Annotated in this window: 27 protein-coding genes and 1 pseudogene; 11 read left to right on the forward strand and 17 right to left on the reverse strand. The window is 70.2% G+C overall.

The window, feature by feature from the left end:
• The first annotated feature begins 74 nt into the window (after positions 1–74).
• Together ABZV40_RS39485 and ABZV40_RS39490 are read left to right on the forward strand one after the other, a co-directional pair.
• Entirely contained in the window at positions 75–575 is a 501-nt protein-coding gene (locus tag ABZV40_RS39485) for a SigE family RNA polymerase sigma factor (RefSeq protein WP_355454123.1), read from the forward strand.
• The gene (locus tag ABZV40_RS39490; protein ID WP_355454125.1) at positions 575–1,636 is read left to right on the forward strand and encodes a hypothetical protein; all 1,062 of its coding nucleotides are present in this window, start codon (positions 575–577) and stop codon (positions 1,634–1,636) included. The genes ABZV40_RS39485 and ABZV40_RS39490 overlap by 1 nt, the downstream gene beginning before the upstream one ends.
• 445 nt (positions 1,637–2,081) lie before the next feature.
• Here the strand turns inward: ABZV40_RS39490 and ABZV40_RS39495 are convergent.
• The 10 genes and pseudogenes from ABZV40_RS39495 to ABZV40_RS39540 form a co-directional block, all read right to left on the reverse strand.
• Positions 2,082–2,286: pseudogene (locus ABZV40_RS39495) on the reverse strand (hypothetical protein); the annotation flags it as partial.
• Between the two features lie 205 nt (positions 2,287–2,491).
• A complete protein-coding gene (locus tag ABZV40_RS39500; protein ID WP_355454127.1) occupies positions 2,492–4,852 on the reverse strand; it encodes an HAD-IC family P-type ATPase in 2,361 nt (786 codons plus the stop codon).
• Positions 4,853–4,978: 126 nt separating this feature from the next.
• Positions 4,979–6,082, reverse strand: coding sequence for a histidine kinase (locus ABZV40_RS39505; protein WP_355454129.1), 1,104 nt, complete (start codon positions 6,080–6,082; stop codon positions 4,979–4,981).
• On the reverse strand, positions 6,079–6,738 hold the full coding sequence (locus tag ABZV40_RS39510) for a response regulator transcription factor (protein ID WP_355454131.1): 660 nt from the start codon (positions 6,736–6,738) through the stop codon (positions 6,079–6,081). The genes ABZV40_RS39505 and ABZV40_RS39510 overlap by 4 nt, the downstream gene beginning before the upstream one ends.
• A 122-nt stretch (positions 6,739–6,860) precedes the next feature.
• A complete protein-coding gene (locus ABZV40_RS39515; RefSeq protein WP_355454132.1) occupies positions 6,861–8,087 on the reverse strand; it encodes a heparan-alpha-glucosaminide N-acetyltransferase domain-containing protein in 1,227 nt (408 codons plus the stop codon).
• Between the two features lie 210 nt (positions 8,088–8,297).
• The gene (locus ABZV40_RS39520) at positions 8,298–8,804 is read right to left on the reverse strand and encodes a hypothetical protein (RefSeq protein ID WP_355454134.1); all 507 of its coding nucleotides are present in this window, start codon (positions 8,802–8,804) and stop codon (positions 8,298–8,300) included.
• Positions 8,805–8,833: 29 nt separating this feature from the next.
• Positions 8,834–10,132, reverse strand: a complete 1,299-nt coding sequence (locus ABZV40_RS39525) for an alpha/beta hydrolase-fold protein (protein ID WP_355454136.1) — start codon at positions 10,130–10,132, stop codon at positions 8,834–8,836.
• A gap of 104 nt (positions 10,133–10,236) precedes the next feature.
• Positions 10,237–11,232, reverse strand: a complete 996-nt coding sequence (locus tag ABZV40_RS39530; protein WP_355454138.1) for a sporulation protein — start codon at positions 11,230–11,232, stop codon at positions 10,237–10,239.
• Between the two features lie 491 nt (positions 11,233–11,723).
• Positions 11,724–11,885 (reverse strand): hypothetical protein, encoded by a 162-nt coding sequence (locus ABZV40_RS39535; protein WP_355454187.1) that lies wholly within the window; start codon positions 11,883–11,885, stop codon positions 11,724–11,726.
• A gap of 238 nt (positions 11,886–12,123) precedes the next feature.
• Positions 12,124–13,413, reverse strand: coding sequence for a nucleotide disphospho-sugar-binding domain-containing protein (locus ABZV40_RS39540; RefSeq protein ID WP_355454140.1), 1,290 nt, complete (start codon positions 13,411–13,413; stop codon positions 12,124–12,126).
• An 81-nt stretch (positions 13,414–13,494) separates the two neighbouring features.
• Here ABZV40_RS39540 and ABZV40_RS39545 point away from each other — a divergent pair, with 81 nt between their 5' ends.
• The 3 genes from ABZV40_RS39545 to lexA all read left to right on the forward strand — a co-directional run bounded on the left by ABZV40_RS39545 (position 13,495) and on the right by lexA (position 16,403).
• On the forward strand, positions 13,495–14,121 hold the full coding sequence (locus tag ABZV40_RS39545; protein ID WP_355454142.1) for a TetR family transcriptional regulator: 627 nt from the start codon (positions 13,495–13,497) through the stop codon (positions 14,119–14,121).
• A 138-nt stretch (positions 14,122–14,259) separates the two neighbouring features.
• Entirely contained in the window at positions 14,260–14,883 is a 624-nt protein-coding gene (locus ABZV40_RS39550) for a TIR domain-containing protein (RefSeq protein ID WP_355454144.1), read from the forward strand.
• 845 nt (positions 14,884–15,728) lie between these two features.
• Entirely contained in the window at positions 15,729–16,403 is a 675-nt protein-coding gene (gene lexA, locus ABZV40_RS39555; protein WP_355454189.1) for a transcriptional repressor LexA, read from the forward strand.
• Between the two features lie 21 nt (positions 16,404–16,424).
• On the opposite strand, the gene ABZV40_RS39560 is transcribed toward lexA, so the two are convergent.
• The gene (locus ABZV40_RS39560) at positions 16,425–16,850 is read right to left on the reverse strand and encodes a hypothetical protein (RefSeq protein ID WP_355454146.1); all 426 of its coding nucleotides are present in this window, start codon (positions 16,848–16,850) and stop codon (positions 16,425–16,427) included.
• Positions 16,851–17,021: 171 nt separating this feature from the next.
• On the opposite strand from ABZV40_RS39560, the gene ABZV40_RS39565 reads away from it, so the two are divergent.
• Entirely contained in the window at positions 17,022–17,159 is a 138-nt protein-coding gene (locus tag ABZV40_RS39565; RefSeq protein WP_355454148.1) for a hypothetical protein, read from the forward strand.
• A gap of 3 nt (positions 17,160–17,162) precedes the next feature.
• On the opposite strand, the gene ABZV40_RS39570 is transcribed toward ABZV40_RS39565, so the two are convergent.
• Positions 17,163–18,044: a hypothetical protein gene (locus tag ABZV40_RS39570; protein ID WP_355454150.1), complete on the reverse strand. Its 882-nt coding sequence runs from the start codon at positions 18,042–18,044 to the stop codon at positions 17,163–17,165.
• 192 nt (positions 18,045–18,236) lie between these two features.
• On the opposite strand from ABZV40_RS39570, the gene acsA reads away from it, so the two are divergent.
• Genes acsA through ABZV40_RS39595 form a run of 5 tightly spaced genes read left to right on the forward strand, consistent with a single transcriptional unit; the run spans position 18,237 to position 23,481 of the window.
• Complete coding sequence (gene acsA, locus ABZV40_RS39575; RefSeq protein ID WP_355454152.1) at positions 18,237–19,976, forward strand: acetate--CoA ligase; 1,740 nt, start codon at positions 18,237–18,239, stop codon at positions 19,974–19,976.
• Positions 19,973–20,926, forward strand: coding sequence for a pyruvate dehydrogenase (acetyl-transferring) E1 component subunit alpha (pdhA, locus tag ABZV40_RS39580; protein ID WP_355454154.1), 954 nt, complete (start codon positions 19,973–19,975; stop codon positions 20,924–20,926). The genes acsA and pdhA overlap by 4 nt, the downstream gene beginning before the upstream one ends.
• Entirely contained in the window at positions 20,923–21,900 is a 978-nt protein-coding gene (locus ABZV40_RS39585; protein ID WP_355454156.1) for an alpha-ketoacid dehydrogenase subunit beta, read from the forward strand. Before pdhA ends, ABZV40_RS39585 begins: the two co-directional genes overlap by 4 nt.
• Positions 21,893–23,242: a dihydrolipoamide acetyltransferase family protein gene (locus ABZV40_RS39590; protein ID WP_355454158.1), complete on the forward strand. Its 1,350-nt coding sequence runs from the start codon at positions 21,893–21,895 to the stop codon at positions 23,240–23,242. The genes ABZV40_RS39585 and ABZV40_RS39590 overlap by 8 nt, the downstream gene beginning before the upstream one ends.
• Positions 23,239–23,481, forward strand: a complete 243-nt coding sequence (locus ABZV40_RS39595) for a phosphopantetheine-binding protein (protein WP_355454160.1) — start codon at positions 23,239–23,241, stop codon at positions 23,479–23,481. Before ABZV40_RS39590 ends, ABZV40_RS39595 begins: the two co-directional genes overlap by 4 nt.
• On the opposite strand, the gene ABZV40_RS39600 is transcribed toward ABZV40_RS39595, so the two are convergent.
• The 5 genes from ABZV40_RS39600 to ABZV40_RS39620 form a co-directional block, all read right to left on the reverse strand.
• Positions 23,465–23,563, reverse strand: a complete 99-nt coding sequence (locus ABZV40_RS39600) for a DUF397 domain-containing protein (RefSeq protein WP_355454162.1) — start codon at positions 23,561–23,563, stop codon at positions 23,465–23,467. The genes ABZV40_RS39595 and ABZV40_RS39600 overlap by 17 nt on opposite strands.
• 214 nt (positions 23,564–23,777) lie before the next feature.
• Complete coding sequence (locus ABZV40_RS39605; RefSeq protein WP_355454164.1) at positions 23,778–24,578, reverse strand: ABC transporter permease subunit; 801 nt, start codon at positions 24,576–24,578, stop codon at positions 23,778–23,780.
• On the reverse strand, positions 24,568–25,458 hold the full coding sequence (locus tag ABZV40_RS39610; RefSeq protein ID WP_355454166.1) for an ABC transporter ATP-binding protein: 891 nt from the start codon (positions 25,456–25,458) through the stop codon (positions 24,568–24,570). The genes ABZV40_RS39605 and ABZV40_RS39610 overlap by 11 nt, the downstream gene beginning before the upstream one ends.
• A complete protein-coding gene (locus tag ABZV40_RS39615; RefSeq protein ID WP_355454168.1) occupies positions 25,455–26,048 on the reverse strand; it encodes a hypothetical protein in 594 nt (197 codons plus the stop codon). The genes ABZV40_RS39610 and ABZV40_RS39615 overlap by 4 nt, the downstream gene beginning before the upstream one ends.
• Positions 25,996–26,688 carry a universal stress protein gene (locus ABZV40_RS39620; protein ID WP_355454170.1) on the reverse strand — a complete coding sequence of 231 codons (693 nt, stop codon included), beginning with the start codon at positions 26,686–26,688 and terminating at the stop codon, positions 25,996–25,998. The genes ABZV40_RS39615 and ABZV40_RS39620 overlap by 53 nt, the downstream gene beginning before the upstream one ends.
• Positions 26,689–26,691: the final 3 nt, after the last annotated feature.

The following is a 26,691-nucleotide window of genomic DNA, read 5'->3' on the forward strand; positions in this document are numbered from 1 at the left end:
CTCGTTGAGCGGATCAACCTGTTTATTCGGGAAGCCGGTAAACGCATCGCCGTCGAGGCGAGTCTTCAAGGGTGATGGCTGACTACGACGACTTCGCCCGTGCGCAACTACCGCGGTTGCTGCGGTACGCGACGATGCTCACCGGCGAGCGGGAGCAGGCGGCTGATCTGGTGCAGGACGTGCTGGTCAAGGTGTACCGGCACTGGTCCCGGGTCAGCGGCGCGGATCATCCCGACCGATACGTGCTGCGGATGGTGACCAACGGCTACCTGTCCTGGCGACATAGCTGGTCTGCGCGTGTGATCGCGTCGGCTGACCTGCCCGACGAGGCACGGGCGGACGATTTCGCGTCGGACCACGCCGCGCGCGAGGACATGTGGCAGCGCTTGGCGCGGCTGCCCAAGCGCCAGCGGGCTGTGATGGTGCTCCGGTACTACGAACAGCTGCCCGATCCCGAGATCGCGGGGCTGCTCGGTTGCGCCCAGGCCACCGTCCGGGCACACGCCCACAAGGCATTGGCGGCACTGCGAAACGGCTTGGCCATCGAGCAGATGGCCCAGGCCAGGGAGACGTGATGAACATCGAGAACCTGATCAAGGACACCTTCACGGCGCGCGAGCAGGACGCGCCCGACAGCGAAGCGGTGCTCGCCGCGGCGCGCCAACGCATCGACAGCAGGCGCTCCGGGCTGAGCCGGCCGTTCGCGGTCGCCGTCGGGGCAACCGTGCTGACCCTCGGCGCGGTCACCGCCGTGGTGCTGAACCGGTCGGACCCCGCGGAGCAGTCCCAGCTCACCGCCACCGCCAACGGGTCTCAAGGCGGCCAGACCCCGACCGCCGCCGAGCAGGCCGCGGCGGGTCTGCGGATGCCCTACTCCCTCGGCTGGCTCCCGCCGGGCTCGGTCACCTACCAGGCGCACCGGATCAACGTCGGGTCCAGTGCGGCCCACCCGGACGTGCCCCTGTACGGCGGTGAGTACATGCTGACCGTCACGGCCGGCGGCCAGGTCCTGGAGGTCGACGTCCAGCAGGTCCGGATGGTGCCGGTGGACGAGGCGACGTTCAAGTCCGGTCCGGGCAAGTCCGTGACGATCAACGGGCAGCGCGGGGTCGAGAGTTCGGTGTCCACCGGGCCAGGTGGTTACGAGCTGTACGTGGCACACCCCGACGGCGGTTCGATGTACGTGAACGTGTCCGCCGCGCCCGGCAGCCAAGCCCCCGCGCAGCAACTCGTCGACGCCGGCCGCCGGATCGCGGAGAACATCCACTTCCCGGGCACGACGACCGTCACCCCGGCGTACGGCCTGCGCGACCTGCCCAACGGGATGCGCATCTGCGCCTTCGACGTCGAACAGGGCATGGGCCGGGCCCCGGCCGGACCGGGGACCAACACGAGCTACTCGCTGGGCACGTGCACCGTCCAGCCGTCGATCCACGTCAACAGCGCTGTCGGCGGCAACCCGACCGGCACACCGGGACAACCCGTGCAGGGCCACGAGACGCGCTACGCCGACGAGAACGGCTACCACCAGTTGTGGGTCCTCGACGCGGTCGGCGGAGCCCCGGTCGTCATCGCCGGCCGGGTACCGCAGACCGACCTGTACGACATCGCCAACCGGCTCGTCCTGCCGCACTGACTGCGGCTCAACCGGGGTTGAACCAGAACCTGTCACCGTTCAACACTGGGGGTACGGGTTCTGGTGTTGACAGGGATGCAGATGCGGCGACGTCGTGCAGAGAGCCGGTGTTGTCGTCCGGCGGCCGTTGGCAGTGGCCGGCGCGGTTGTGACGACGACACCGGCTCGGCCGGGTTTCGCAGCAGCGGGCGGCGAAGCCCGAGTACGGCAAAAGCGTGACGAGCTACGACATCAGTCGTGCGGTGCTGGACGACGGTGTTGGCACACCCGCTGAGTTCGCGGGCTTACGGCATTCCACAACGCACTCGGCCTACCGGGACGTACCACGAGTCAGCCGATGGACAAGGCGCGGTGGAACCACAAGCCGACCTCTCACAACCGTTTCCGGACCTCTGTGCAGTTCCTGCCGGGCGGCTCGGCCGGCCTCCGCGGGCGGGACTCCTCGTCATCGAGCGGCTGATGTCGTGACGCCGGCGGGGACGAAGTCTCCGGATCGGCTGCCCCACAGCGACACCCGGGCGGAGCCGATGCCGAAGTACGTTCCGGTGAGGGTGAGTTCGCCCCCGCGCTTCCGCCTCGGCCACACGCGGATAGTGCCGGAGGTGGTCGAGTTGCCGGAGAACGTTGTGCGGTGCCAGTCGATCGATCTCGTCAAGCTCGACGACTCGTGGACGGGTACCGCGCCAAGGGGTGGCGTGGCATGGCGCGGTACCCGTCGACAGCACACACGTCTCCGGCCTGTGTCCGCATCCCGCCGGGTGACTGGAACCGCTCAGCTGCCCGGCTGAAACCGCCTGAGTCGCTGATCTGGCTGAGTCAGTCCCAAGTGGACACCCGCGACGACCCCGTGGGCCCTCAGGCGGGCCGGTTCTTGTCGCGCAGCCGGCCGTCCACCCACCAGCCTGCCTCGAGGAGCGCGATTCCCGCCGTGGCACAGGCGATGGCGACCGCGATCGTGGCGCCGTCGCCGAGGTCGAGCAGGAACAGCGACCGGGTGATCGGGAGCAGGAACATCAGCGACGACAGCGTGACCATGAGACCGATCAGTGCGATCTTCCACCACTGGTAGGGCCGGGCGACGATGCCGAGCACCCACAGCGCGATGGCGATGAGGGTGATCAACGCCGCCGTGCTCGCCTGCAGTTTCTCCGCGGCGGTCGACGCTGCTCCCCGGTAGGTCAGTGCGTAGCAGGTGAAGGAGGCCGCCGCGATCACCACGCCCGCGGGTACGGCCGTGCGCATCACGCGTCCGACGAACCCGCTGCGGGCGCGTTCGAGGTTGGGGGCCAGCGACAGTGCGAACGCGGGCAGGCCGATGGTGAACCAGCCGACGATCGTGACGTGCCGGGGCAGGAACGGGTAGGGCAGTGCTTCGAGCCCGATCAGCCCTGGCACACCGACCAGGAGCGCCAGCAGCACCGAGTAGACGGTCTTGGTGAGGAACAGGTTGGCCACTCGCTCGATGTTGCCGATGACGCGCCTGCCTTCGGCGACCACGTGTGGCAGGGTGGCGAACCTGTTGTCCAGCAACACGATCTGGGCGACCGACCGGGTGGCCGGGCTACCGGCGCCCATGGCCACGCCGATGTCGGCGTCCTTGAGCGCCAGGACGTCGTTGACGCCGTCCCCGGTCATCGCGACGGTGTGCCCGGACGACTGCAGAGCGCCGACCATCTCCCTCTTCTGCGCCGGCGTGACCCTGCCGAACACGGTGCCCCGCTCGACCGCTCCGGCGAGGGCGGCGGGGTCGCCGGCGAACGTGCGGGCGTCGACGGGACGGTCGCCGTCCGGCAGTCCCAGCGTGCTCGCCACCGCGCCCACCGACACCGCGTTGTCGCCGGAGATCACCTTCACCGCCACTCCCTGCTCGGCGAAGTACGCCAAGGTGTCCCCGGCGTCCGGGCGGACCCGCTGTTCCAGCACGATCAGGGCGACCGGCTTGAGGGCCTGCGGACGCTCCAGCTGCCGGAGCGGGTGGTCGGTGCGGCCCAGCAGCAGCACGCGCAGGCCTTGCGCGCCCAGCCGCTCGGCCTCCGCGCGCACCGGTGTGGCGTCGAGCAGCACGTCGGGCGCTCCGAGAACCCAGTTCCCGTCGGCGCCGAACTCGGCCCCGCTCCACTTGCGGGCCGAGGAGAACGGCACGACACCCTCGACGCGCCACTGCGGTGCGTGCGGGTAGGCCTCGGCGACGGCCTGGAGGCTGGCGTTGGGACGCGGGTCGGCGGCGGCCAGCGCCGCGAGCGCCCGTACGGCTGTCTCCTCGTCGCCGTCGACGACTCGCAGTTCCCCGACTCGCATGGCGTTCTCGGTGAGAGTGCCGGTCTTGTCGGCGCACACGACGTCGACCCTGGCCAGACCTTCGATCGCGGGCAGTTCGTTGACCAGGCACTGCCGTTTGCCCAGCCGCACCACGCCGACCGCGAACGCGATCGACGTCATCAGGATCAGCCCTTCCGGCACCATCGGCACCAGTGCGGCGACCATGCCGCGCAGAGCGTCCGGCAGCGGCTGGGCACCCGAGATCTGGTTGTAGATCGACAGCGCGCCCGCGGGGATCAGCAGGTAGGTGATGAACTTGAGGATCTTGTCGATGCCGTTGCGCAGCTCGGAGTCGACGAGGGTGAACTTGCCTGCCTGTTCGGCCAGTTCGGCCGCGTAGGCCTCGCGGCCGACCTTCGTCGCCCGGTAGGCGCCGCTGCCGGAGGCGACGAAGCTGCCCGACAGCACCGGGTCGCCCGTCTTCTTGACCACCGGGTCGGACTCGCCGGTCAGCAACGACTCGTCCACCTCCAGCGAGGTCTCCGCCACGACGACACCGTCCACGACGACCTGGTCGCCGGGACCCATCTCGATCACGTCGTCCAGCACGACCTCGTGCGGGGCGAGCTCGACGGTCACACCGTCACGCCGGACCCGCGGCTTCACCTGTCCGACGATCGCCAGCCGGTCCAGGGTGCGCTTGGCGCGCAGTTCCTGCACGATCCCGACCACGCTGTTGGCGACGATCAAGCCCGCGAACAGGCCGTCCAGCAGGTGCCCGGTCGAGAACACGATCGCCGCGAGCACCGCGAACACGGCGTTGATCCGGGTGAAGACGTTGGACCGCACGATCTCCCACGTGCTGCGGCCGGCCTTGGCGGGAACGTCGTTGGTCTGGCCGAGTTCGATCCGGTGTGCCACCTCGGCCGCGGTCAGCCCCTGCTGGTCTTGTCTCACAGACCAGACTCCATTCACTAGTTGTTCCAGGATGTTGTGGTCGCCTGCTGTTCGGGTGTCAGCAGTTCGACGATGGGCCGGCGCCGATGTGGAGGAACACCCGTCCTGCGGGCGGTCCTGCCGCCGTCATCCGTGTGCCGTGACCGGTAGCCGCAACCGCAGCCGGAACCCGCCGTCGGGTGTGGAACCGGTGTGGAGCTTTCCGCCCAGCAGTGCGGCTCGTTCCTGCAGTCCGACGAGTCCGTGGTGGGCGCTGGGCAGGGCGAGGTTCGGTCGGGTGGGCGCGGTGTTGGTGACGGTGACGGTGAGGTCGGTGTCGTCGTGGCTGATGTCGATGGTGGCGGTGGCGCCGGGGGCGTGCTTGCGCACGTTGGTCAGCGCTTCCTGGATGGTGCGGTAGATCGCCCGCTGCACCGGCGGTTCCAGCCCTTCCGGCGCGACGCCGACCAGCCGTGCGTCGATCGCGCTGTTGCCGATGAGGCGTTCGAGATCGGTCAAGGTGGGCTGTGGGGTGAGCTCGGTCGACGGTGTGCCCGAGCTGCGCAACAGGTTCACCATGTGGCGCAGCTCGTCGAGCGTGTTCACCGACAGCTGCCGCACGTTCTCGGCCGCCTGCTTGGCGTTCTGGTCCGTGGTGCTGACCGTGAGCGCACTCGCCTGCACGGCGATCAGGCTCACCTGGTGGGAGACGACGTCGTGCATTTCGCGAGCGAGCTGGTTGCGTTCTCGCGCGAGGATCGCCTCGGCGTCGAGCCGCCGCTCGTGCCCCCGTGCCTCCCTGACCTCTTCCAGCCGCAGAGCCAGCTCGTGCTGGGAGCGCAGGAACTGGCCGAGGAGGATCGGTGCGACCGCGGTCATCGTGGCGTAGATGACGCCGAGCAGCGTGTGGGAACTCCAGATCGACGGAGCGAACTCCGACATCGGGAAGACGAAACCGGCCGTGGCGAGAAGCCCGCACCCCGCGAGCAACCACCAGTCGCGACAGCGGCTGGAGATCACGTAAAGGGCGACGATCGCCGGAATGATCGCGCCTGGGAACAGCACCGCCGGCAGGGTCGCCAGGAAGGCGGCCAACGGCAGGCGTTCGCGCACCAGGAGGGCGAGGACGGCGATCACGATCGTGACGACCCCGTACGGGGTGCCCTCGGCGATCGTGGTCAGCGCTCCCTCGACCACTGCGGCCACGAGCACCGCGGCGTCGACGAGCCTGCTGGACGGGCGGGGGCTCATACCGGCTCCCTGCTCCCGTCCAGCAGGCCGGCTCGCTGCGCCACCAGTGCCGCCTGCACCCTGCTGCCCACGCGCAGCTTGGTGAGGATGGCGCTGACGTGGTCCTTGACCGTGCCGATGCTGATGTGGACGCGGGCGCCGATGTCGGTGTTGGACAACCCCTCGGCGATCAGCAGGAGCACCGCGCGTTCGCGTTCGGTCAGCAGTCCGATCTGTTCGGTGGCCGCCGAGCCTGCGCCGGAGCCCAGGTAGCCGTCGACGACGGTGCGGGTGGCCTTGGGGGAGAGCACCACACCGCCGCTGGCAAGGGTGCGCACCATTTGAGCGAGCTGTTCGGGGCCGGTGTCCTTGAGGATGAACCCGGCCGCGCCGGCCCGCAGCGCCGTGGCGATGTACTCGTCCGAGTCGAACGTCGTCAGCATCGCCACGACCGGCGGCGGCCTGAGGCCCTGCAGCTGACGCAGGATCGTGAGGCCGTCCACGTCCGGCATCCTGATGTCCAGCAGCACGATGTCGGGTTTCCGCAGGCTGATCTCGCGGACCGCCTGCGCGCCGGTCGGTGTGGCGACGACCTCGATGTCCCCGGCCGCCTCGAGGATGAGGCGGAACCCGGTTCGCACGAGTTCCTCGTCGTCGACGACAACCACCCGGATCATGTCACTCCCCTCTGTGGACGCTTCACACGTGCAGTCTCGTCAGGGCTACGAGGGAACGCCATCCGAGAACCGGCAGGTCCTGGTCGCCGACCGGCAGGTTTCGGCCAGCCGGTCGGCGGGGGTCAGCGGAGGTACTTCGCCGGCTTGGTGGCGAGGTTGAGCAGGTACTCCAGCGGTCCCCTGGTGAAGAAGCGGGACCAGATGAAGGCGAACGCCATGGCGCCGAAGACGAACATGAGCACCGGCGTCCAGGACGCCTGGGCCTCGGACCCGGCGGTCACGCCGGTCCCGGATCCACCGGAGGCCCCGGACATCTGGGAGGACAGCACGAAGTGGCCGACGTAGCAGGTCAGGGACATGGTGCCCACCGCGATGACCGGTGCGGCCACGCGGCGCAGCAGCGGCAGGCGGTCGACCGCCGTCATCGCGAGCACGATGACGGTGATCGCGACCCCGATGCAGCCGATGACGTCGAACGGCATTCCGCTGTGCGGCCCTGACGTCAGCAACGACCAGGCCGATCCGGTCCCGCTGGGCGGCATCATGTCACCGCTCCCGCTGGGCGGCATCACGTCGCCGGCGGAGCCGAGGTCCTTCACCCCCGCGCCCTTGTCCCCACCGGGTCCCCTCGCGGACTGCAGGTCCGCGGCTTCCCGGACGCCGTCGATCAGCTGGGCCAGCAGCCAGGAGGTGCCGTAGGCGAACACGGCGAGGGCGGGACCGAAGATGGCCAGCCGCTTCCGCACGGCGCCGGAGGACACGTCCAGCCTGCCCAGGGCCATGCCGGCGACGATGAACGCCATCCAGGGGATCGCGGGGTAGAAGCCGGTGAGCGTGAGGTCCAGCAGTCCCGCGCCGCCGAGCTGGGCGAGCGGGTCGTAGGCCTTGGCGGCAGCCCTGACCGGCTCGGTGATCAGGGCCTTGAGGCCGAAGGCCACCAGCGGCCCGACGACGGCGATCCCGGCCGCGATGATCGCGAGCGTCCTGGCGCTCAGTCGCACCAGTGGCAGGGCCAGCAGGAAGAAGAGCCCGTAGGAGGCGAGGATCACCACGTCGCCGTAGAACGTGATCATCACGGTGCCCAGGACGAGCAGGACCGCGGCCCGGATCGCGATCCGGGCTTTCGCCTGCCGGCCGGCCACACCGGTCTTCGGTTCCAGGCGACCGGCGATCAGCATCAGCGAGAACCCGGCGAGAGTGGCGAACAGGGCCGACGAGCGGCCCTCTGTCGCGTGCCGCACCCAGGCGCCGACACCGCTCGCGTTGGTCACCGAGGGACCGAGGTGCACGACGTACATGCCGAACACGGCCAGCGCGCGGGCCAGGTCCACCCCGACCAGTCGCCCCATCGAGGGGGCCGGCTCAGCGGGCGCTGCCGGAGTCCGGGACTGGGGTGGCGATGTCTCCGGCGCAGCTGAGGTGTCCTGCGGTGGTGGCATCTGTGTCATGCGGCAACTTTGGCGGTGCGGTGGGCGGCGGGGCCATCCGTCAGGTCGGGGTGCGGGCCCCGCCGGTCGGCCGGATTTCCCGAGCCGGCCGGAAGGGTCCACTGTGGCCGGTCAGGAGCGGCTGATCATCTTGGCGGCGAGGCGGAAGCCCTGGCGCGGGGTGATGTGGGGCAGGTAGGCGCGGCTGACCGCGTTGGCGATACGGGGTAGTGCGGCGGCATCCGGGTAGGCCGGGCTTCGTCGCGGCGCAGGAAGAACACCGAGAAAGATCACCGCGGTGCGCAGCGCCCCGAACTCGCGTTCCGCCAAGGGGCCGAAAACCAGCAACAGCACGGTCGTCACGACGTAACCCATGAGATCCATGGCCCACAACGCCGAAGAGAACGCCGTCCACAACGGACTGCCTGTGCCGAAGCCGACCCGCGCGAGCAAGTCGTCGTTCGGACCGCCCAGCGCACCGGTCAGCGCGCCGGCGGTCCAGAAGACGACGAGGAAGACGCACGTCAGCGGAGCGGTCCGGAACAGCCGGCCGATCGGCCGGGTGATCTGGTCCAAGCCCCGGGCGAGTGGACCGGCTTCAGGGGTGCCGGACGCCGTGTCGTCCACTTGTGTGCTCATCGTTCTCGTTTCCTGGTGGTGACTGCGGGTCACCTGCTCAGGCCCGTTCGTGCGGCGAGCCAGGGCAGGGAGTCGTAGAGGCCCGGGCGCCACACGTTCCAGTCGTGTGCTCCCGGCAGTTCCTTCCACACCACGTCCATACCGGCCTTGCGGCAGGCCTCGAACACCTCGGCGTCCGCCTGCCGGTAGGGCAGGTCGTCGCGTCCCGCGACGATCACGCCCGCGGTTCGCGGGAACTGTTCACGGGCGAGGACGTCGAGCGGGTTGACGCGCACGTACGCCGCCTCGTCCCCGTCGAACGCGGCCTTGACCGTCTCGGCACGCGTGCCGAGAGTGGGTTCGCGTTGCCCGGTGAGGTCGATGAAGTTGCCGTAGACGTCCGGTGCGCGTACGGCGAGCTGCAGGGCACACGTGCCGCCGTGGGAGAGGCCCGCGATGGTCCAGGCTCCGCGGCGTTCGTCCACGGTCAGCCGTTGCTTGATCCACGCGGGGACCTCGCGGGCCAGGTACGTCTCCGACTGGCCGAGTTTCGAGTCCAGGCACAACGGGTTCGCCGTGCGTGAGCCGAGCTGGTCGGCCGCGACCACGATCGGTGCCAGCCCGTCGTGCTCGCGGGCGAACGCGTCCAGGCGTTCGGGGAGCCTGCCCGCGTCGAACCAGTCGCGCGGCGATCCCGGTTGCCCGGCGAGCAGCACCAGGACCGGCAGGCGCGGGCGCGGCGTCGCGGAGTAGGCGGGCGGCAGGTAGATCCACGCCTTGCGCGCCTTGAACGCGCCCGGAATCTCCGCCTCCGACACCGTGCCCTTGTCGGGCAGGTCGGCGGGCTTCCTCCAGACGTCAGCGAGCTTGCCGCCCGCGGGCACCTCGACCAGGCTCGACGCGGGCTTCGCGGCCTCGTCGAGGTCGACGCGGTTGTTCGTGAACACCTCGAGCACCGCTCGCGATGTGGGGTAGAAGCCGAAGTGGGCGTTCGTGGCCGTCACCGCGCTCGCCGTCACGACAAGCGCCAGCACCACGCTCAGCACGCGTGAACACCACCGCCCCACCCGCAGCCGCGCGACGGCGAGGCACACCGCGAGCAACACCGCGCCCACCCACACGGACAGGATTGTGGGCAGGCGCTCCGGCCACGGCTTCCACACGTGGTCGACCACGAACTTCAGCACAGCCACCGATACAGCGCATGCCGGCACCACGGCCGGCACGATCCGGGTCCACCACCTGCGGTTCTTCCGGACTGCCAGAGTGACCAGTGCGAGCGCACCGGCAACGGTCGCGGTGATGGGGATCGGCCCGTGGATCAGCGACAGGTCCAGTGGGCTGAGCATGCGTTCCGTTCCTGGACAAGTGTCCTGGGTCGTTCAGGGGAGAGAAATATCCTCTGTGGACACCTACCCCATGGCTGGAAGTCCGGCGACTCGATGGTGCCGGATCATTCCTCGTCGTCGCCGAAGAACTCGTCGGCCATTCCGCTGAGCGCCATCCCGCCCAGCAGACCTCCGGCGACACCGGCCGCACCGGCGGCGAGCATGCCGCCCCTGCCCGATCCGCGCTGTTGACCCTGCTGGTTGTAGTCGTCGTGGCCGCCGTACCCGGGCTGGCCGCCGAAGGCGGGGTTGTGACCGGGCTGACCGCCGAAGGCGGGGTTCATCTGGCTGCGCTCGGCGGTCTGCGCGAGCCAGCCGCTGATCGCCGCGGCCCAGTCGGTGACCTGTGCTTCCTGGTGGGAGAGCCGCAGGTGGCCGGTGGTGTCACCACCGGCCGGGAACCCGCCGCGGTGGCGGTCGGCCTGGAGCATCACGTGCAGCTCGTGCGCGTTGGCCACGAAGGTCAGCTCGACCTGGTTCACCCGGCCCGCGAACTGGGCCGGGGGGAAGAACTCGAGCCGCTGGTAGAAGCCGAGCTCGTGCGGCACACCCGGCAGACGCCCGGCCTCGACGCCGGTGCCGCGGAAGGAGAAGCCGAGCTGCCCGAACGCGTCGAGCACCTTGTTCTGCGAGGGCGTCGGGCCGACCAGGACCGGGTCGAGGTCGCCCTTGTCGGGCGCGCCCGCGACGTGCAGTTCCGTGCGCACGCCCACGCTCATGCCCGGCAGGGCAGCGCCGCCGACCGCGGTGATCGGCGTCTCCCACGGCAGTGCCAGCTGGAACGGGACCGAGACCAGCTGACCCGCCGGCACCCGCAGCCCTTGCTGCACGACCGTCCGGAAGAACTCCGTGACCTCACCACCGCCGCCGAAGCCACCACCCTGGGCCTCGACCTGCGTCACCACGGACAGCACGACCTGGCCGATCTCGGCGTCCGAGCTGCCGCCCTGGATGCGCACCTGCCCGGTGAGGGGCTGACCTGGCACGGCGTGCGGCGAGTCCAGCACGGTGTCGACGGACGGGCCACCAATGCCAAACGCGCTCAGCATCCGGTTGAACATGAGAGGGTCTCCTTCTGGGACGGATCGGGTCCGGCGCAGTTCGATCAAGAAGTCATCGCGACGGAGGAGGAATTCCCTGAGAAGATCAGGGAATCCGGGTCACGAACCACTTCCGTTTCGCCACCTCGCGCTCTGCGGGTGTTGTGTTCCCAGTGTCGTGGGTTCTTCGCGTCGCTCCCAGCTGCCGGACGTCCGGAACAACCCGCTGCCCGGCTGGGCCCACCCCCGCCAGGCGGCTGGGCAGCGCATCCGCCGTTCAGCTTTTGAGGGCAAATGAGAGTCGGCGCGATGTCGAGGTGGCCGTCGACCGGTGTTTGTTCAATGTGGACGGCACCACGGCCGAAGTCGTGTCCGCGCTCGAAAGCATCAACTGCTGACCACGTCCATCCTGCGGGACTGCGACACCCGGCTTCGTCCTCCGCGGGGTTCCAGCACCAGCCGGTACCGACCGGCTCCGGTGATCGGGACCATCGGACCGAGCGCGCCGGACATCACCACGGCTCCGGTGGCCGCGGTTCAGGTCGTTGGTCCACAGGGAGAAGGCGAGGCCGTAGTCGGTGTCGTTGGCCGGCGCGACAAACCTCGTCCTCGGTGTCGAAGGGGATCAGCGCGGCGACCGGGCCGAAGATCTCCTCCCGCACCGCATAGTCCACATTGGTCAGGCCTGTCCACAACGTCGGCTCGACCGGAAACCCGCTCGGTGCACAGGCGCATGGTGACCAGCGCTTGCTCAGCAGGCTCGAAGCCCTGGGTCGTCAGCGACCGCTCCGGCGCAACGCCACAGGACGATCACCTGATTCAGGGCGCTGGCGTGGATCCGCGGTGCTTGCGGCCGTCGTCGGCACTTCGCCGTGCAGCGGACGAGACTGTGCGGCCTCGCCCGCCGACGTCTCACTTCCGGAACGCTTCCGCGACGACGTCCACGATCAGCCGCGGACCGTCGACCTTCTCGTACGCCCGTGACAGCTCGACCGCCCTGTCCCGAAAGGACGGTGTGGCCAGGACCTGTCGCACTGCGCCGGCCACCTCCTCCGGTGCCGGACGCTGAGTCCGCAGGTCGATGCCGAGGCCGAGCAGTCCGACCCGTGCGGCGATCGCGGGTTTGTCCTCGGTCTGCCCGGCCACCACGACCGGGACGCCGGCCGCGAGCGCCTGCTGCGTGGCGCCGTAGCCGCCGTTCGTGATGAAGACGTCCGCGCGGGGGAGCAGCCGGTCGAACGGCACGAACTCCTCGACGACGGCGTTCGCCGGCACGGGACCGGTCAGTGCGACGGCCGGGCGTCCCAGCGCTGCCACCACGAGCACGTCTTCGCCGTCGAACGCGGCCAGCGTCGGCTCGACGAGTTCGGAGAGGTCGTCGTTGGCCAGCGTGCCCTGCGTCACCACGACGACCGGGCGGTCGCCGTCCAGTTCCGGCCACCAGGCGGGTTCGGTCCAGCCCGCGGGGGCGACCGGCGGCAGCGGCCCGACGAACCGCACCAGGTTCTCCGGCAGGTCGGAGCGGGGGAACTCGAACTCCGGCACGGTCAGCTGCAGCACGTCGTCGGGCTCGGTGTACATCGTGGAGAAGTAGTTCGGCATCGTGAACCCGGTCGCGCCCAGGCCGTCGACCACGCGCTGCAGGTATTCGGCCGCACCGGACAGCGCGGCGGCGAGCCCGGCGTTCATCGCGCGGTTCGCCTCCACCTGGTCGGTACCCGGAGCAACCGGCGCCGGGCCGAACGGCGTGGTGTCGTCACTGGGGTAGTAGAGCGGCGAGATGCCGACGCCGATCCAGCGACGCGGCCGGGCACCGGCGCCGTGCAGCGAAGGCAGGCCGCCGAGGAACATCAGCTCGGCGACGACCACGGCATCCGGATCTTCGGCCAGCAACTCCTGGATCAGTGCGTGCTGGTCGGGGATGGCGTCGCCGAAGACGTGCGAGACGTCCCAGGTGAGCATCTCCGGGCCGGGGGACAGGGTGGACCGCTCCGGGAAGAACTCGGCCATCCGGCGGTCGTCGTAGGCGGCCTTGCCGGTCAGCGGCCGCAGAGTGGCGCCCGCCTGTGCGACGTGGTCGGCGAACCGCTCGCCGCCGACGAAGGTGACGTCATGTCCGGCGGTGACGAGCTCGCCGGCGATCTGGATCATCGGGAACGTGTGGCCCGCCAGCGGACTGGCGGCCACGACAACACGGCTCACGGGGTGCTCTCCTGAATTAGGCGTAACACTGTTCTGGCGAATATCGCCCTAGACTATCTCGTAAGGGGTGAAAGGAGAGAAGTGGCCCGCACCTATCGCTCGCCGTCGCGAGAGAAACGGGCTGAGCAGACGAAAGTCCAGATCTGCCTGGCCGCCGAGCCCCTCTTCTCCGAACAGGGCTACGCGGCCACGTCGATGCGCCAGCTCGCCACCGTCGCCGGTGTCTCCATGGACACGATCTACGCGCTGGGGGGCAAGGCCGACGTGTTCCTCCGGGCGCTGGAGATCACGCTGAGCGGAACCACCGACGGAACGGCCCTCTACGCGCGCCCGGAACTGGCGGCACCGCCGCCGGGAGGAACGCTCCGCGACGCTCTCGCGCTCGTCGCCGCCACGCTGACGGACGCCAACCGGCGCAGCGTCGGCATGTGGTCGGCCTTCGTGGAGGGCGCGAACACCGACCCGGTGCTCGCGGTCGCCTACCGCAAGAGGATCGAGGACATGCGGGAGGAAGGCCGCCGCCTGATCCACCGTCTGGTGGAGTGGGGACTCTGCCGTCCTCCCGACGACGTCGACCGCACGGTCGACCTGTGCTGGGTCACCGCGCAGCACAGTGCCTACACGTTGCTGGTGCGGGACTGCGGATGGACCCAGGAGGCGTACCGGGACATGCTGCTCGAGCGGTTCCTGGAACTGCTCGACCGATGAAAGCACCGTTCTTCCGGGTGCCGTCCAGGCCGGCGGCACAGCGCGGGCTTGTCGCATCGGGCGGGGCTGCTGTTGCGGGAGCGATTCAATCTTGAGGGGCCGGGTAACGACCCTTTCGAGCGCCGCGATGCTCGGCACATGGCGGAACTGACCGGGCGTCCTGGGCTGCTGCCCCTGCTTGACGGCTATCAGTTCGACGTGTTCCTCAGCTATCGCAGATCCGGGCCGGGGAACGCGGCGGCCTGGGTGCGCGGGCACTTCCACCGCATGCTGGAGGACTGCCTCGCTGACGAGCTCGGCCGTACCGCGGTGTTCATCGACCTGGCGGTCGAGACCGGGGCGGTGTGGCCGTCGCTGCTGCGGGAGGCGTTGGCGCGCAGCAAGATGCTCGTGGCCGTCTGGTCGCCGCCGTACTTCCACTCGCCGTGGTGCCTGGCCGAGTGGCGGACGATGGAGGCGAGGGAGCGGGCGCTGGGCGGGACCGCTCGGCTGGTGTACCCGGTGCGGTACTCCGACGGGGACAACTTCCCCGACGACGCGAAACAGCGGCAGCACTTCGACGTGCGCGGGGTGTCCAACCCGTTCCCCGCGTTCGCCGGTTCGCACCGCCAGGCCGATCTGTTCGACACGGTCCGGATGATCGCGGGCGAGGTGGCCAAGACGATCACCGCGGTGCCGCCCTGGCGAGCGGACTGGCCGGAGTGCCAGGTCCCCGAGCCGGAGGCCGCGCCGAAGCCGGCCTTCCCGGTGTTCCAGCCGTGATCGTCACCTTCACCGCGCAGCGGCCCGACAACACCGCGGTGACGGTTGCCGCACTCCTCGCCCGTTGGGGCTACCTCGTCCTGTACGTCGACTGGAACCCCGACGAGTCACCGGGCCGCCAGGCATCGCTGCTCGCCGATCCCGGCGATCCGCTCGCCGCCGTCGTCCGCACCTGGCTGCCGGGCGGCGGCGTCCTGGACGTCGTCGCGGGCATCGGGTTCGACCGCGTCGACGGGGACTGGGCCGCCGCGTACTCCGACGACCTGGGCGACCTCGTGGAGACCTGCGCCGAGCGGTGGCGAGCGGAGTACGAGATCGTCGTGGTCCGGGACGCGGCCGTGGGCCACCCGAGCCGCGGGATCGTTGTCGCGCATCTGCCCGACGCCGTGGTCGTCGACCGCAGGGGTGTCGGCGCGGCCGCACTCGCCTCGGCGTCCGACGCCCGGCACCTGCTGCCGTACGGCCGGGCGGAACTGCTGGTCCTGCCGCTGCACGGGCCGGTGCAGGACGTCGAACGCTGGACGCTCACCTGGGTGCACGCCACCGTGCGTCCGGAACAGGTCTCGGCGCTCGCCCAGGACGACGTCCGGGTGCTGGCTGCGTTGCTCGCCAACGGGTTCGCGGGAACCGACCTGCTGGTCGCCGATCCCGACGGCTACGTGTCCGCGGCCGAGCACCGTGATGGCTTTCCGTCGGACGCCCCTGACGTCCACCTGGAACTCCCGCACCCGGCGCCCGGAACCAGTGTCGAACCGGCTCTCCAGCCGCGTCGTGCTGAGACCCCTCAAGCGGCCGAGTACCTGGCGAGCCTCTGGGGCGTATCGCAGACCTCGGCGCCGAGTCAGTTGACGGTGGCGCTGCCGTTGCCGATCGCGCAGGTGGCGGAAGTCGCCGGCAGTGAGCGCCTCACGCTGCGCCAGCGCAAGGTCCTGGAGGTCATCCGGGACTGGGTGGACCGCTTCGGCTGCCCGCCGAGCGTGCGCGAGATCGGCGAGGCGGTCGGGCTGACCTCGACGTCGTCCGTCGCCTACCACCTGCGCGCGTTGGAGCGGAAGGGATTCCTGCGCAGGGACCCCAACCGGCCGCGCGCGGTCGGCATGCTGCCCACCGGGATTGACGCCGGGCCAGGCCCCGCGCCCAAGCCGACGCCCGCCTACGTGCCGATGGTGGGTCGCATTGCCGCTGGTGGGCCGATTCTGTCGGAGGAGGCCATCGAGAGCGTTTTCCCGCTACCACGGGAGATCGTCGGTGATGGAGAGCTGTTCCTGCTCCGGGTGGCCGGTGACTCGATGAGCGGCGCGGCCATCACCGACGGCGACTGGGTCGTGGTCCGGATGCAGGCGACGGCGGCCGACGGAGAAATCGTCGCAGCGATGATCGACGGCGAGGCGACGATCAAGACGCTCAAACGCAAAGACGGGCACATGTGGCTGCTGCCTCACAACGAAGCGTACGAACCCATCAACGGGGATGAAGCGACAATCCTCGGCAGGGTGGTGACGATCGTGCGGCGTCTCTGAGCTTCCGGCATCACGAGCCAGCTACACCGTCGAGTACGGTTCGTCGCGTTCGATCGAGCGTGACACTTCGGGTTTCTTCGTGTGTCCGCGGTTTTGTTCGGCGAGTTCCTCGGCGAGGTGTTCCTGGCGTTCCTGGCCCCGGTAGCGGGTGAGGACGGCCATGGTGATCGCGTGGGCGATGGCGAGCAGGAGCAGCACCAGGCCGAGTTTGGTCACGGTCTTCTGCAGCGAGCCGTCGACGGGCAGGTCCACGGTGGAGATGAGGGCGACGAGACCGAGCACGATGAGCGTGAACAGGGTGGAGGTGAGCCAGCTCGCGGCGATGCTGATGCCGGGGTGCGCGTCGTCGCCGAGGTACTTGCGGCCGCTGATGGTGATGATCACAGCGTCGATCACCACCAGCAGCGTGCTGATGACGAGGAAGGCGATGTAGCTGTCGGTGTCCATGTCTCCAGCGTCGGACTGCGGTGCACGCCGGGCCAGAGGCCTGGGGCCCGCCCCGCTGCGGGCCTTTCGCCGGATGCTGTCGCGAAGGCGGTTCCCGACCGCAATGCGCATTTCGCACGGCCCAGAACGGCCCCTTACGCCGTGACGGCGGCATGCCACATGGTGGCTGGCATGACGGGCACACCGATCTTCGACGCGCTCGCCGAGGAACTCGACGTCATCTGGCCGAGCTCCGGTGAGGTTCCCTCCCAGGCCCGATGGCCCGGTGCCGGCGAGGAGGACGAACCGCTGAGCGGGCGCCTGGAGTGAGGCTCAGGGTTCCAGGCACTCGGGAATGGAGTCGCTCTGCCCGGCGGGCCTTTCGGTGCGGCCCTGCGGATCGTAGATCTTCACCCACCGCACCGAGCCGAACTGCTTGAGCGTCGGGAAGATCTCGCCGGCGACGGTGAAGGTCGAGCCGTGACTGGAGCAGCCGCCGGTGAGCCGCACCCTGGCGATTCCATCCACAATGGACAGGTCGGTGAAGCCGGTGGCGTCGGAGTCGGCGAACCGGAGCCGTTGCGCGAGTTCCTCCTGGGTCGGCCCGGCGAACAGCCGCTGCAGCGCGCCGCGTGCGGTGGCCGGGGGGATCACCTGCCGGGACACGGGCCGGGTGTAGGGCTCGACACCCTGCTCGAACCGGTAGAGGTCCAGGAAGTGGACGTTCACCGGTACGGTGCGGAACGGCGTCGCGATGTCGACGACGACCCGGCTCGGGCCGGTCAGCGTGGACACCGTGACACCGGTGCGCTGGGCGAGCCCGATGCCGAAGGTCAGCACGCCCTCGAAGTCACCCGAGTTGACCACCTGGATGACGTTGGGCAGCGCATAGGTGCGGCGGGCCGGCCCGTAGGTGACGTTGCCGTTGTCGTCGTGCCCACGCGCGGGTGCCATCCGGACCTGCAGGATCGCGTCCCCGGCCACCGGTACCGGCAGACCGGACGGATCACCGATCAGCTCGGGTACGTAGCCGACGTCCCGTCGGGCGGGAACCGGTCCTGAGAACTCGAACACGACCCGGTCGTAGTCGGGGTGATGGGCGGCCCTGATGGCCACCAGGGTCGAAGTCTGCTGCGCGGCCACCGCCGCCGGTGCCGTACCGCCGACCGCGACCACGCACGCGATCAGCGCGAGAACTGGGCGGATGCTGCTCATCGGGGTTCCCTCTCGCGAATCGTTTGGACCGTTCACACTTAGCTCGCGAGTACGGGCGAGAGCCAGGGGCCAAATCCCCTCGCGCACCGGTGCCGACGGACCCGTGGACGCGGATCAGCTGCATGCCAACGGCGCTCACACCGGGGACCTTCGTCCCTGCTGCGCCGGCCCCCTCCGCTCCAGCCTGGAGTCATGGGTTGGGAGCCGATCAGGAAACGTCACGCCGGGGCGGTCAGGCCGAACCTGGCGGACTACGAGCAGGTGCGCGCGGAGTTCAGCTGGGCCGGCGCCCGGCGGCAGCTCGCCGGGTTGCCGGGCGGCGGCCTCAACATCGCGCACGAGGCCGTGGACCGGCACGCGGCAGGTCCGTTGCGCGACAAGGTCGCGCTGCGTTGCCGCGGCCGCGGCGGGCACACCACCGAGCTGACCTACGACGACCTCCGCCGTGCCACCAACAGGTTCGCGAACGTGCTGCGAGGCCTCGGGATCGGCAAGGGCGATCGCGTGGCGACGCTGCTCGGCCGGGTGCCGGAGCTGTACGTCACGGCCATCGGCACGGTGAAGAACACGAGCGTGTACGCGCCGTTGTTCTCCGCGTTCGGGCCGGAGCCGGTGCGGGAACGCCTGCGCCTCGGCGACGTGCGAGTCCTGGTCACCACGCCGCAGCTGTACCGCAAGCGGGTCGAGCAGCTGCGGGAGTCGTTGCCCGCGCTGGAACACGTGCTGGTGATCGGTGACCCGCCTCCCGGTACGCGGTCGTTCGCCGAGGTGATGGCGCTGGCGAGCGACGAGTTCACCATCCCGCCGACGTCGCCGGACGACATGGCGCTGCTGCACTTCACCAGCGGCACCACCGGAAAGCCCAAAGGCGCGGTGCACGTGCACGGCGCCGTGCTGGCACACCACGTCACCGCCGCGTACGCACTCGACCTGCACCCCGGCGACGTGTACTGGTGCACGGCGGACCCGGGCTGGGTGACCGGAACGTCCTACGGCATCATCGCCCCGCTCACCCACGGCGTCACGATGATCGTGGACGCGTCGGACTTCGACGCGCACGGCTGGTACGAGGTGCTGCAGGACGAACACGTCACGGTCTGGTACACGGCGCCGACCGCGCTGCGCATGCTGATGCGTTCGGGTGCCGAGCTGGCCAAGCGGTACGACCTCTCCGCGTTGCGGTTCGTCGCGAGCGTCGGTGAGCCGCTGAACCCGGAAGTCGTGGTCTGGGGCCAGGAAGCGCTCGGCCTGCCGGTGCACGACAACTGGTGGCAGACCGAGACCGGCGCGATCATGATCAGCAACTACGCCGCGGAGGACATCCGGCCGGGTTCGATGGGACTGCCGATGCCCGGTGTCGAGGCCGGGATCGTGACGGGCGACGGTGCACACGTGGTGGAGGTGACCGACCCGGAAGCGGTCGGCGAGCTGGCGCTGCGGCCGGGCTGGCCGTCGATGTTCCGCGGCTACCTGCACGACGACGCACGCTACGCCAAGTCCTTTGTAGACGGCTGGTACCTCACGGGAGACCTGGCCCGGCGCGATCCCGACGGCTACTACTGGTTCGTCGGACGGGCCGACGACGTGATCAAGTCCGCGGGCCACCTGGTCGGGCCGTTCGAGGTCGAGAGCACGCTGATGGAACACCCGGCCGTCGCCGAGGCCGGGGTGATCGGCAAACCGGACCCGGTCGTCGGCGAGGTCGTGAAGGCGTTCGTGACGTTGCGCGCCGGCAACGAGCCCACCGAGGACCTGCGCACCGAGCTGATCGCGTTCGGCCGTCGGCGGCTGGGTGCGGTGGCGCCCAAGGAGATCACGTTCGACCAGCACCTACCGCACACCCGCAGCGGCAAGGTGATGCGCCGGCTGTTGAAGGCGAGGGAACTGGGGCTTCCGGAAGGCGACACGTCCACGCTGGAGGTGGGACGGTGAAAGAACACCTGGACCTGTTGCGCGAGATGGTGCGCATCCGCCGGTTCGAGGAGCGGTGCGCGGAGCTGTACAGCTCCGCGCAGATCCGCGGCTTCCTGCACCTGTACGTGGGCGAGGAGGCGGTCGCCACCGGCGTGATGTCCGAACTGGACCCGCAGGACGCGGTCGTGTCCACCTACCGCGACCACGGGCACGCGCTCGCGCGCGGCGTGCCGATGGACGCGGTGATGGCCGAGATGTTCGGCAAGGTGGCCGGGTGCAGCCGGGGCAGGGGCGGGTCGATGCACCTGTTCGACGCGAGCCACCGGTTCTTCGGCGGCAACGCCATCGTCGGCGGTGGCCTGCCGGTCGCGGCGGGACTCGCGCTGGCGCACGTGATGCGGGGCGAGCCTCGGGTCGTCGCGTGCTTCTTCGGCGAGGGGGCGGCGGCGGAGGGCGAGTTCCACGAGGTGCTGAACCTCGCCGCGCTGTGGCGGCTGCCGGTGCTGTTCTGCTGTGAGAACAACCAGTACGCGATGGGCACGGCGTTCGCCAAGGAGCACGCCGCCGGTGACCTCGCGCTGCGCGCTTCGTCGTACGGCCTCGCGGCCTGGTCTGTCGACGGCATGGACGTGCTCGCCGTGAAGGAGTCGGCCCGTCGTGCCACGGAGTCGATCAGGGCCGGCAGCGGTCCGTGCCTGCTGGAGCTGCGGACGTACCGGTTCCGCGCGCACTCGATGTACGACCCGGAGCGCTACCGGGACAAGGCGGAGGTCGCGCGGTGGCGCGATCTGGACCCGATCGACCGGCTCGTCGCGGTGATGAAGCCCGAGTTCACCGACGACGAACTGGGGGCGCTGGAGGCCGAGGTGTCGGTGGAGATCGACCACGCCGTGGCCACCGCCGACGCCGCGGATCTCGAGCCGGTCACCGACCTCACCCGGTTCGTCACCTCGGAGGTGATCCCGTGAAGACCACCTACCGCGAGGCTCTGCGCGAGGCGATCCGCGACGCCATGCAGCGCGACGACCGCGTGTTCCTGATGGGCGAGGACGTCGGCAGCTACGGCGGCTGCTACGCCGTCAGCCTCGGGTTGCTGGAGGAGTTCGGCCCGGAACGGATCCGCGACACCCCGCTGTCGGAGTCGGCGTTCGTCGGCGCGGGCATCGGCGCGGCGCTCAACGGCATGCGCCCGATCGTCGAGATCATGACGGTCAACTTCAGCCTGCTCGCGCTCGACCAGATCCTCAACAACGCCGCCACGCTGCTGCACATGTCCGGCGGCCAGTTCCCGGTGCCGCTGGTGATCAGGATGACCACGGGCGCGGGCCGCCAGCTGGCCGCGCAGCACTCCCACAGCCTCGAAGGCTGGTACGCGCACATCCCCGGACTGCGGGTGCTCGCGCCCGCGACGCTGGAGGACGCGCGCGGCATGCTGTGGCCCGCGCTGTGCGACCCGGACCCGGTGCTGATCTTCGAGCACAACGCCCTCTACAACCTCTCCGGCGAGCTGGCCGACGACGCCGGCCCGGTGGACCTCACCCGCGCCGCGGTGCGCAGGCCGGGCAGCGACGTCACGCTCATCACCTACGGCGGCAGCCTCGCCAAGACGCTGACCGCGGCCGACGAGCTCGCGGCGGACGGCATCGACGCCGAGGTGATCGACCTGCGCACGCTGCGCCCGCTGGACGCGGACACGTTCCTGGAGTCCGTGCGGCGCACGCATCGCGCGGTGGTCGTGGACGAGGGCTGGCGCACCGGCAGCCTGTCGGCGGAGATCGCCGCGCGCATCGCCGAGGAGGCCCTGTACGAGCTCGACGCGCCGGTCCGGCGGGTGTGCAGCGCGGAGGTGCCGATCCCGTACGCCAAGCACCTGGAGGAGGCGGCGCTGCCGCAACCGGCGTCGATCGCCGCCGCGGCCCGCGAGGTGGTGCGCGGTGGCTGAGTTCAGGATGCCGTCGCTCGGCGCCGACATGGACGAGGGCACGGTGATCGAGTGGCTGGTGAAGCCGGGGGACACCGTCGCGCGAGGTGACGTCGTCGCGGTCGTGGACACCTCGAAGGCCGCCGTCGACGTCGAGTGCTTCGACAGCGGCGTGATCGAGGACATCCTGGTGGAGCCGGGGAAGGCGGTGCCGGTCGGCACGCCGCTCGCCACCATCGGGACGGCGGACGGCGCAACAGCGAAGCCCGTGCCGGCGAAACCGGCTGCGCCTGCTCCGGCCGTGCCGGCGAAACCGGCTGAGGCCGCTGCGGCTGCGCCGTCCGCACCCGTGCCACCGCCGAGGCGGCGACCTCCGGTCGTCGGCCCACTGGTGCGCAAGCAGGCTGCGGAGCTGGGCGTCGACCTGACCGGAGTCCGCGGCACCGGCAGGGGCGGCGCGATCACCCGTGCCGACGTGCAACGGGCCGCCCGGCCGCGAACGGAGACCGAGTCGCCCCCGCGCGCCAAGGTCACGCCGTACGCCCGGCGTCTCGCGAAGGAGCTCGGCGTCGATCTCGCTCAGGTCGTGTCGCGCGACGGCATCGTTCGTGCGGCCGACGTCCGTGCGGCGAAACCCGCACCGCAGGCCGTGAAACCCGCACCGCAGGCCGTGAAACCGGCCGCGCCTGTCGTCGATCGGACCGCGACCATGCGGCAGGCCACCGCGAAGCTGATGGCACGGTCGAAGCGCGAGATCCCGCACTACTACCTGAGCACCACGATCGACATGTCCGTCGCACTGGCCCGGCTCGCCGAGCTGAACCGCGACCTGCCGGTGGAACGCCGCGTGCTGCCGGTCGCACTGGTGCTGCGGGCGTGCGCCCGCGCGGCGGAGAAGGTGCCGCAGCTCAACGGGTTCTGGAACAGCGAGGGGTTCGAGCCCGGCGAAGGCGTGCGGCTCGGGATGGCGGTGTCGTTGCGCGGCGGCGGCCTCATCGTCCCGGTGATCGCGGACGCCACCGGCCTCGGACCGGTCGAGATGATGGACCGGGTGCGCGACCTCGTCACCCGCGCCCGCGGCGGACGGCTGCGCGGCAGCGAGCTGACCGAGGCGACCATCACGGTCACCAACCTCGGGGACCGGGGCGTCGAGTCGGTCTTCGGCGTGATCCACCCACCGCAGGTCGCGCTCGTGGGCGTCGGCAAGGTGCTCGAACGCCCGTGGGCCGTCGACGGACTGCTCGGCGTGCGGCCCGTGGTCACCGTGACGCTGTCCGCCGACCACCGCGCCACCGACGGGCACACCGGCGCCCGCTACCTGGAGATCGTCGAGAAACTGCTGACCACACCGGAGGAGCCATGACACCCGACGAAGCCCGCGACATGATCCAGGCCGCCCTGCTGACCGTCGCGCCGGACGCGGAGCTCGGCGACGTCGCTCCCGATGCGGACCTGCGCGAGGAGCTCGACCTCGACTCCATCGACTTCCAGGCCTACGCCGCCGAGCTGAGCAAGCGCAGCGGCCTGCCGGTCACCGAGGACGACCAGCGCAGGCTCACCACGCTCGCGGCCGGGATGACGTTCGTCAGCCGAGCCAGCTGACCAGCGCACGCCAGGCAGGGGCCGAGAACGCGAGCACGTCGCCGCCCGCGTTCTTCGAGTCCCGCACCTGATCCGTTGGCACTGCTGAACGTGCTCTTACGCCAGGCTCGGGATGAACGGCGCCGTTCATCCCGGTCGGGTTCGCCGCTCACGCCGGGCGTACCGGATCTGCCGCGCTGCCGTGCACCGTGTGATCAGGCCTCGCCAGGCGCGTGGTGACGTGGATGAAGGCGCCCTTCATCCACACCAGGTGGAGGAAGGAACCCTTCATCCACGACGGCGAGGCGGGCGCGGCATCAGGATCGGACGTCCCGGCGTTCGAAGGCCAGCGCCGCACCCGCGAGGAGAACCGCGGTGAGCGCGACCAGTCCGGTCAGGCCGAGCCAGTTCGGGTCTCCGTTCAGCGCGGCGTTCACCGCGGCGTGGCGGAACGGCGAGAGCACCCGCCACGGCCGCAGCCCTTCCGACAGCGGGGAGAGGGCGTCGAGCAGGTAGGTCAGCAGACCGAGCCCCACCGGCAGCGCGACCGCGAGACCCGGACGGCCCGTGAGCGCACCGACGAGCAACGCCAGCGCGCCGAACGGCAGCGCCACCACCGCACTCGCGGTGACCGCGAAGACCAGGTCGAGCCACGGCACGCCAAGTCCGGCGACCGAGCTGCCCACGACGAGCACCACGCCGAACGCCACCGCGACAAGAGCGACCGAGACGAACACCGCGAGCGCCTTGTCCAGCAACAGGCGGGTGCGGGAAACGGGGTTGGCCAGCAAGAGGTCCATCGTGTGCGCCTTCTCCTCGCCCGCGGTGGCCCTGGAAGCCTGGCCGATGGCGACACCGAGCAGCACCAGCGGCGCGAGGAACCCGAACACCTCGCCCTGCAGGTAGCCCACCCCGCTGGCGAGCGACTGCTGGAGGTTGAACAAGGCCTTGAACGACTCCGGGTACGAGTCGAGCAGCTTCTCGAACTCGCCGGCGGCGTCCCGGACGGCCGGGTACACGGCGAGCTGCAGCAGCACGCTCGCCACCAGGGCGATGCCCCAGCCGGTCGTGCTGCCCCGGTTGTCCCGCAACGACTTCGTCACCAGCTCAGTCGTCATCGGAGTGCTCCTCGGTGTAGTGGACGAAGATGTCCTCGAGGTCCGGTTCGTGGCTCGTGACGTTGAGCAGCGGGAACCGGGCCGCGGTGCGCACCAGCTCGCCGACCGCGCCGGTGACGCGGCAGCGGACCTCGGTGCCGCTCACCTGAACCGCCGCCCGCACACCGGGAATCCCGCTGAAGGAAGCCGCCGCGACCTCCTCGCCGAAGGTGAACGTGAGTTCCCGCATCGCCTTGGCCTTCAACGACGTGACGGTGTCCTCGACGACGAGGCGGCCGGCGAGCAGGATGCCGACTCGATCGGCCACGTGCTCCACCTCCGACAGCACGTGCGAGGAGAACAGCACCGTGCCGCCGCCGTCGACGTACTCGCGCAGGTGGGTGTGGAACTCCCGCTGCGCCAACGGGTCCAGGCCGCTCGCGGGTTCGTCGAGGATCACGAGCTCCGGCCGGTGCCCGAACGCCTGCACGATGCCCAGCTTCTGGCGGTTGCCCTTGGAGAGCTCGCCGGTGCGCCGGTCGAGGTCCAGGTCGAGGCGCTTGGCGAGCCGCAACGCCTCGGAGAGGTCGGGATGTTCGCGCAACGCCCCGCAGAAACGCAGGTAGTCGGCGCCGGTCAACCGGTCGTAGAGCACGAGGTCGCCGGGCAGGTACCCGATCCGGCCGCGCAGCCGGGGTGACATGGGCGAACCGAAGAGCCTGATGGTGCCGCCGGTCGGCCTGATCACGTCGATCAGCAGGCGCAGCGTGGTGGTCTTGCCGGCGCCGTTGGGGCCGAGGAGCCCGTAGACCTCGCCGGGACGCACTTCGAGGTTCAGGTCCCGCAGCGCGACGGTTCTGCCGTAGGACTTGCTCAGCTGCCGGGTGCTGATGACGTTCATCGCAGACCGCCGGTTTCCGCGGAGTGCTTGACGGTCCGCAGGATCGCGCGGCTGATGACGCCCACGAACGGTGTGCTGATCCGCCAGTAGCGGCGGAAGCTCAGCCAGGCGCGCGGGTCGGTGAGCATCACGCGCATCTCGGCGGTGACGAGCGTGCGGCGCCGGCCGTAGGGAAGTGTGGAGATCGAGCAGACGACCTTCGCGTAGCCGGGCTCGTTGAAGTCCATGAAGTCCCGCGCCTCGACGGGCTTCCACCTGACGACGGGTTTCCAGGCCTTGCCGATCGCGCCGAACACGATCTCGTAGCCGGGGTTCTCGCCGAGCAGCACCCAGTCGGTGCCCGCGTCGAGGTCGTGGAGCGTCAGCCTCGTGCGCTGCCGGGGAGCCTGCTCCTCACGCCATCGTTCGGGCAGCTCGCGCAGCCGCACGGCCGCGGTGACGAGGAAGCCGTGCAGGTCGGTGAGGTCGAGGTCGTGCACCGCCTTGTACGTGGAGTCCGGGTCGGCGTCCACGACGACGTGGTCGGTGCGACCGAACTCAGACCTTGGCGCGTACTGGTCGGCGAGGAGCGGGAAGGGAAGGGGCGCCACGGTGTTCCTCCTGAGCGGATCGGTGCACCACGAGCACGGGGCAGGGGGCGTGGTGCAGTGCGGCCCTGGTCACTGCGCCGCACGTGCGGGTCTCGCCGGGGCCGACGACGAGCAGGTCCGTGTCGACGCAACGGCTGATGGCCTCGTGCGGCTGGCTGCGGACGAGCACCGCGCTGTGCGGGAACCCCGCGAGCAGGTCGGTCGAGCGCTCCAGCACCCAGCTGTGGTCCTCGTCGAGGTCCGCGCGCACCACCGACAGCGGTGCGGCGTGCAGGACTCGCAGTGCGGCGCCGTGGCTCTGGGCGAAGACCACGGCACGGGCCAGCACACCCTCGTCGTCGACGCCTCCGCTGACCAGCGCGGTGATGCGGCCGTGCAACCCGTGTCGCGCGTCCGGAGTGCCGCGTACCACCACCGCGTCGCAACCGGCAGCACACACGGCGGCCAGGACGTGCCTGCCGAGGCCGAGCGGTGAGGCGGTCCGGCCCTGGTGACCGAGCACCACGAGCTGAGCGTGGAAGTGCTCCTCGAGCCGGCGGACCTCCACCTCGGCGTCGACGAGCTTCGCGTGAGCGGCTGCCCACTGCTCGGCTTCCTCGGTCCACGGGGAGCCGTCTGCGATCACCACGACAGGTTCCATGCC

It is taken from the genome of Lentzea sp. NPDC004782 (genome assembly GCF_040609115.1).
Lineage (GTDB): Bacteria > Actinomycetota > Actinomycetes > Mycobacteriales > Pseudonocardiaceae > Lentzea.

Coding starts and splice junctions, on each gene's coding strand:
- ABZV40_RS39530 (WP_355454138.1), bottom strand. CDS start 11,232: ATGTTCAACCGGATGCTGAGCGCGTTTGGCATTGGTGGCCCGTCCGTC.
- ABZV40_RS39520 (WP_355454134.1), bottom strand. CDS start 8,804: ATGAGCACACAAGTGGACGACACGGCGTCCGGCACCCCTGAAGCCGGT.
- ABZV40_RS39560 (WP_355454146.1), bottom strand. CDS start 16,850: ATGGACACCGACAGCTACATCGCCTTCCTCGTCATCAGCACGCTGCTG.
- acsA (WP_355454152.1), top strand. CDS start 18,237: ATGGGTTGGGAGCCGATCAGGAAACGTCACGCCGGGGCGGTCAGGCCG.
- ABZV40_RS39620 (WP_355454170.1), bottom strand. CDS start 26,688: ATGGAACCTGTCGTGGTGATCGCAGACGGCTCCCCGTGGACCGAGGAA.
- ABZV40_RS39550 (WP_355454144.1), top strand. CDS start 14,260: ATGGCGGAACTGACCGGGCGTCCTGGGCTGCTGCCCCTGCTTGACGGC.
- ABZV40_RS39565 (WP_355454148.1), top strand. CDS start 17,022: ATGACGGGCACACCGATCTTCGACGCGCTCGCCGAGGAACTCGACGTC.
- ABZV40_RS39570 (WP_355454150.1), bottom strand. CDS start 18,044: ATGAGCAGCATCCGCCCAGTTCTCGCGCTGATCGCGTGCGTGGTCGCG.
- ABZV40_RS39485 (WP_355454123.1), top strand. CDS start 75: ATGGCTGACTACGACGACTTCGCCCGTGCGCAACTACCGCGGTTGCTG.
- ABZV40_RS39510 (WP_355454131.1), bottom strand. CDS start 6,738: ATGATCCGGGTGGTTGTCGTCGACGACGAGGAACTCGTGCGAACCGGG.
- ABZV40_RS39525 (WP_355454136.1), bottom strand. CDS start 10,132: ATGCTCAGCCCACTGGACCTGTCGCTGATCCACGGGCCGATCCCCATC.
- ABZV40_RS39605 (WP_355454164.1), bottom strand. CDS start 24,578: ATGACGACTGAGCTGGTGACGAAGTCGTTGCGGGACAACCGGGGCAGC.
- ABZV40_RS39505 (WP_355454129.1), bottom strand. CDS start 6,082: ATGAGCCCCCGCCCGTCCAGCAGGCTCGTCGACGCCGCGGTGCTCGTG.
- ABZV40_RS39595 (WP_355454160.1), top strand. CDS start 23,239: ATGACACCCGACGAAGCCCGCGACATGATCCAGGCCGCCCTGCTGACC.
- ABZV40_RS39610 (WP_355454166.1), bottom strand. CDS start 25,458: ATGAACGTCATCAGCACCCGGCAGCTGAGCAAGTCCTACGGCAGAACC.
- ABZV40_RS39515 (WP_355454132.1), bottom strand. CDS start 8,087: ATGGGGCGACTGGTCGGGGTGGACCTGGCCCGCGCGCTGGCCGTGTTC.
- ABZV40_RS39490 (WP_355454125.1), top strand. CDS start 575: ATGAACATCGAGAACCTGATCAAGGACACCTTCACGGCGCGCGAGCAG.